This is a genomic window from Pedobacter sp. (genome assembly GCF_035566355.1).
Lineage (GTDB): Bacteria > Bacteroidota > Bacteroidia > Sphingobacteriales > Sphingobacteriaceae > Pedobacter.
Genome location: NZ_DATMRL010000565.1, coordinates 1 through 5,095, shown reverse-complemented (window position 1 = coordinate 5,095; position 5,095 = coordinate 1). Strand labels below are relative to the sequence as shown.

The 5,095-nt window shown below is 38.4% G+C and carries 7 protein-coding genes; 1 reads left to right on the top strand and 6 read right to left on the bottom strand.

Annotation, left to right across the window (positions count from 1 at the left end):
* From VNZ46_RS22200 to VNZ46_RS22175, 6 genes are all read right to left on the bottom strand, one after another.
* The coding region (locus VNZ46_RS22200) for a hypothetical protein (protein ID WP_325562708.1) at positions 1 to 240 on the bottom strand (240 nt) is incomplete at its 3' end.
* 106 nt (positions 241 to 346) lie between these two features.
* A complete protein-coding gene (locus VNZ46_RS22195) occupies positions 347 to 895 on the bottom strand; it encodes an RNA polymerase sigma-70 factor (protein ID WP_325562706.1) in 549 nt (182 codons plus the stop codon).
* Positions 896 to 1,372: 477 nt separating this feature from the next.
* Complete coding sequence (locus VNZ46_RS22190; protein WP_325562704.1) at positions 1,373 to 1,558, bottom strand: hypothetical protein; 186 nt, start codon at positions 1,556 to 1,558, stop codon at positions 1,373 to 1,375.
* Between the two features lie 54 nt (positions 1,559 to 1,612).
* Entirely contained in the window at positions 1,613 to 2,170 is a 558-nt protein-coding gene (locus tag VNZ46_RS22185; protein ID WP_325562701.1) for a hypothetical protein, read from the bottom strand.
* 264 nt (positions 2,171 to 2,434) lie between these two features.
* The gene (locus tag VNZ46_RS22180) at positions 2,435 to 2,632 is read right to left on the bottom strand and encodes a hypothetical protein (protein WP_325562699.1); all 198 of its coding nucleotides are present in this window, start codon (positions 2,630 to 2,632) and stop codon (positions 2,435 to 2,437) included.
* A gap of 117 nt (positions 2,633 to 2,749) precedes the next feature.
* A complete protein-coding gene (locus VNZ46_RS22175; protein WP_325562697.1) occupies positions 2,750 to 3,649 on the bottom strand; it encodes a hypothetical protein in 900 nt (299 codons plus the stop codon).
* A 234-nt stretch (positions 3,650 to 3,883) separates the two neighbouring features.
* On the opposite strand from VNZ46_RS22175, the gene VNZ46_RS22170 reads away from it, so the two are divergent.
* Positions 3,884 to 5,059, top strand: a complete 1,176-nt coding sequence (locus tag VNZ46_RS22170; RefSeq protein ID WP_325562695.1) for a FecR family protein — start codon at positions 3,884 to 3,886, stop codon at positions 5,057 to 5,059.
* The last annotated feature ends 36 nt before the right edge of the window (positions 5,060 to 5,095 follow it).

Sequence of the window (5,095 nt, the reverse complement as noted above, 5' to 3'; positions counted from 1 at the left end):
TTTATCTGTTTTTTCTTCTCTGTTGTATTTTTCGGTGATGCTTGCCCATACTTGTGGATCGGCCGATACCTGACTTTCGTTTTTCGAGAGGGCTTCTGCGGCATCTTTGATTTTAAAATACAGGATTTTATTTTCCGGGCTCTGATCTATCCATTGCAGAAATTCAGCCGTTTCTTCCTCACTGGTCTTTCCTTCAATGTATTTTAGTATGAGTGTGTATGTTGCTTCGTCCTGTTTCATTTGTGTGTTTTATACCAGGAAGACGATGAGCTTTTAAAAACTACGTACTGATTGGAGAAAAAAAAATTTTTAATCACCTGGAAAGGTGCAGAACGGTATTGGTTTTTTACAGGAGGAAGTTGAAAAGCATGCTGACGTTACGCAGGGCAAGCTTTAACTGCTTCATCCCTTTGTACACATGGGTTTCCACTGTTCGTGGAGAGATGTTGAACTCTTCGGAGATTTGAATGGTTTTTTTGCCGTAAATGAATTTTGAGATAAGAATTTCACGGCATTTATCTGGCAGGCTTTCCAGTGCTTGAAATAGGGCGGCTTCATCTTCATTTAATAATAAACTCTGATGGTTTGAGGGATCGTAATAGCTGAGTTCGTCTAAATTGAGGCGAAGGATCTGATCTACATATTTTCCGTGTACGTTTTGAGATTTAACGTAATCGAGGTATTTGTTCTTGATGGCTTTGTAAACGTAATGTTCCAGCTTTCCGGCAATGGTGAGGGTGCCGCATTTTTTTAGCAACTGCAGGAATACATCTTGTACTAAGTCTTTGGCTTGCTCTTGAGAAACAAACTTTGCAGCATAGTGAACCAATTTGGCGTAGTGTGCGATAAAAAGATCGTGCACATCTGTTTCGGTTAGATGTTTGGTATCCATCATCAGTTGGTTTTAGGTTAGCCCGATTGAAAACTAAACTAGCCACTGAATCCAAAAATAAAATGAAAAGATTAAGCACAAACGTTTGAGTTGGTGTTGTGGACTGAGGCTGAAATTGGGTTTGTGTTGTCTAAAAGAGAAATTTTTGTGGTTTAAGGGTAAAGTGAGATATGGATGTTGGGCGTTTTGGGGTTTTTGGTGGGGGCTTATTGCTGGAATTTGGTGCGTTTTTGATTTTGGGTTGGAAATGGGGGACTGGATTTGGGATTTTTACGAAAAAATAAGGAAGTCCGGGTTGTTCAGACAAACGTTTGCGTTAAATATTTTAGCTGAATATTGAGTGTAAAAGGGGGGGTGGGTGGGTGAAAATATGTTTTCAGATCTCTCTGGACCTTCCGCGAAGAGCTTCAGGCCCTGAGGTTCGATCTTGAAAACATATTTTTTGGGTGCAGACCGGATTTCTTGGTTAAAGGAAGGCTTTTAATTGATGCCCTTTTTTAGCTGACTGCGGATTTTTTTTACGAAAGTAAGGGGAACTTCTGCAAAATCTGCTGCTTGTTTATCAGTAAAGTCTAATTTTGAGATTAGTTTTTTCACAAAATTTTCGTTGCCAATCTTGATTCCTTGTTCGATATTCAGCATTTTTTCTGTTTCTATAATTCCCATTGTTTAATGATTTTGTTGTTATTTATTTATTGGTGATTGTGGGATTTTTTATAATTACCTGCTAACATCTATAATTAATCCGCCCCCCAGTGAAGTCTGCTGATAGATTTTTCTAATGGATCTTTGGAAGAATTTAAGATGTCCATAGATGAATTCAAATACAATCTTGCCCTCGTAGCTTAAAATAAACTTATTGACATCAAACTCTATCTCTTCTTGACCTATAGTGGCAAAGGATTTTTCTGGTCTCCTTTCTTGATGGAAGACGGTCCTTAAGTTTTCGTTTGCGAAGGTAGTTATCGTTGATGATGTGGGGTTAGACTTTAAAAATGTTAAAATCTCCTCGATTTCTTCTTCAAACGGATGTTCATTTACATACATATCTTTATAGTACTGTTCTAAAAAGGGTAGTAGGTCTTTTTCAACAATTTCTGGTTTTAGTGTCCAGATATATTTTTCACCAGTTTTATCGAGGTTGAATGAAGTAGGATTGTCTACTAAAGTATTTACAATTTCTTCTATTGAGGTTTCGCTCTTTGTTTGTAGTTCTTCTACTGATTTAACTGGAATGCTAAATTTTGTAATAATTCCTGTTCTTAGATATCTTCCCATTGTTTAATTATTTTGTTGTTAGTTAATGTTGTAAAGGTATGTTTAATAATTAACGGTGTCAATATTTATTTAAAAATTAATATTTGATATTTTTATGATAATATTGTAGGGTTTGCCAAAATTTTGATCGAGAGAATGAAAGGCATAGGGGTTATGCCGCGGGGCTGAAGATGGTGTATTGGTACAGGGTACATAATAAAAAGGCCAAATCATTTGATTTGGCCTTTTTATTATGTACCGCTTTCTGCGGAAGTGTATATATTTTTAATTGCTGATTTCTTTTAATTGGCTGCGGATTTTTTTTACAAAGGAAATTGGGGCGTCTGCAACTTTAGCAGCTTGGGCATCTGAAAGGCCTAATTGGAGAATTAGGTTGGCCACAAAATGTTCTTTTTCTTGCGATCTCCCAATCTCGATTCCTTGTTCGATATTCAGCATTTTTTCTGTTTCTATAATTCCCATAGTGATTTATGTTGGGAAAATATGTTTTCTGATCGCGCTGAACCTCCAGGTTCTAAGGTTCGATCTCGAAAACATATTTTCTTGGGTGCAGACCGGATTTCGTGTATTTGGCTGTGGTTATAAGGCTTCAATTTCTTTGATGGTGAGTTTAACGGTTTTAGAAATAAAATCTATAGCCAAACCTTTATTTTTGAGTTCACGGGCTATTTCTTTTTTTTCTTCAAGGGCTTTGGCCTGTGCTTTTTCTATTCCTTTTTCAATCCCTTTCTCTAACCCTTGTTCTATTCCTTTTTCTAATCCTTTTTGTTCACCTTTTTTGTAAAGGAAATCTTTTTCTTCTTTAAAAAATGTGCTTACTGATTGCATAGCTTGTTGAAATTGTTGTTCAATACTGGTTCGCAATTGTACGAAGATACGTAATTGCTGGAAATATCTTTTTTTGGCGAAATCACTTTTTGATTTTTCTTGTACTTGATCTATAATGGCTTGTATGGCTTTATCTTTGTCGTCCTGGCCGAAATCGCCGAGTATACCCAGCATTTTTATTTCCGGATTTTCTGATCTTAAGAATAGCTTATAGTCAATTTCTGAGATGCGTATCAGGTTGTAATTGAATTTAAGGTTTTCGGCGTCTATGGAGGTTGCCATTGTTGGTTTATTCTTTTTGAGGAAGATGACATATTGTTTTATGGGCATTTCGTATTTGCGCATGAGCATGATGTTGTATTCTGCCATGCGGTATACCATTTCATTTTCATTGGGAACTTGAAATTCCACGTGAAGAACATACTTGTTTCCGTTTGTATCTGTTACTTTTTTTAATGCATCTGCTTTTCTTTCTTTGGTGTGTTGGATGTCGTCTGGTATTTCTTCAGTCATAGAGAGGTTCAGCCCGAGGATGTCTTTGATCACTGTTGGTAGTGTGATTTCAAGGTGCTCCTTCAGGATTTTATCGTATTTGTTGCCCTGTTGACTTTCATTTGATGCTTTTTCTCCCGTTTTTTTGATTTTTCCCATTGGTTATTGCTGGTTGTTGGGGCTAATGTAGATGTAGTATTTTTAAATAAAAAATTTTAACCTGAAAAATCATTATATTTAATTTAAAGAAATAATAATTGGTAATATTGTGTTGAATGAAGCGGTGTGGTTGCTGGTTCGAAAAAAAATAAAAAATATTTTCAATCCTTGTACCCCTTTGGCCTGAGTTGTTCTTTATGGTATTAATTGGGGAAGATAAAACCTCGTTATGTTATGACAAAAGAAGAAGCTAAAGCATTGATCTTAAAATATAATTCGGGCTTGTGTTCGGATGGAGAGCGGGAGTTGGTGGAGGACTGGTATAGCCAGTTTGCTATTGATGAGGCTTCTGGCCTGTCTGAGTCTGATTTTGATCAGATTGGTGTGGAAATGTGGGCTGGGTTGCCGGATGAGGCTAAAGGAAATGTTGGAAGGAGCAGAACGGTTAAGTTATGGCCTCGGATTGCGGCGGCTGCTGCTGTTCTTTTGGTTGTGGGATTGGGTGTTTTCTTTTATAACTACTATACTAACACACTTCGTCATCATAACGCAGGTCAGGATCTCGGACTCGCTGGTCACGACCTTAACCCTGGCTCTAATAAAGCTTACCTGATTTTATCGAATGGTAAACGTGTATCCTTAACTGATGCTGCTAATGGTGCCATTGCTAAAGAGGCGGGTGTAGAAATTACAAAAACTGCTGATGGGAAAGTGGTTTATGCTCCACGTCATCCTGACCCGTCAGAGCTGCGAAGCAAATTTAGTTCGGGATCCCGGACTGGCTATTCGGACGTTCTCAACACAATCGAAACTCCGAAAGGAGGTCAGTATCAGGTCCGGCTCCCTGACGGATCTAAAGTATGGCTTAATGCCGCCTCTAAATTGATTTATCCGGTTTCCTTTACTGGGCGTGGGCAACGGGAGGTTACTTTAAGCGGCGAAGCCTATTTCGAGATTGCTAAGGATAAAAGCCATCCTTTTCATGTTAAGACCCTAAAACAGGATGTGGAAGTGTTGGGAACTCACTTTAATATCAACAGTTATGCGGATGAACCGAATATTAAAACAACACTGCTTGAGGGTAGTGTAAAAGTGAATGACGCGATCCTCAGACCCGGCCAGCAGTCTGTCCTTGCCGGTGGTAAGATCAAAGTTGTTCCTGCGGATCTTGAGGAGGCTGTTGCCTGGAAAAATGGCTTGTTCCGTTTTGAAAATGCGAATCTGCCTACTGTAATGCGGCAAATTGCGCGGTGGTACGATGTGGACATCGTATATCCTGCTCAGATGCCTGCAGGGACCTTTACGGGAGAGGTTTACCGCAATATGACCGCTTCTAAAGTGCTGGATGGTTTAGGCTTTACGGGCGTAAAGTTTAAAATAGAAGGGAAAAAGATCATCATTACCCATTAGAACCAACCTATGTTATCAACTATATACTAACCGACA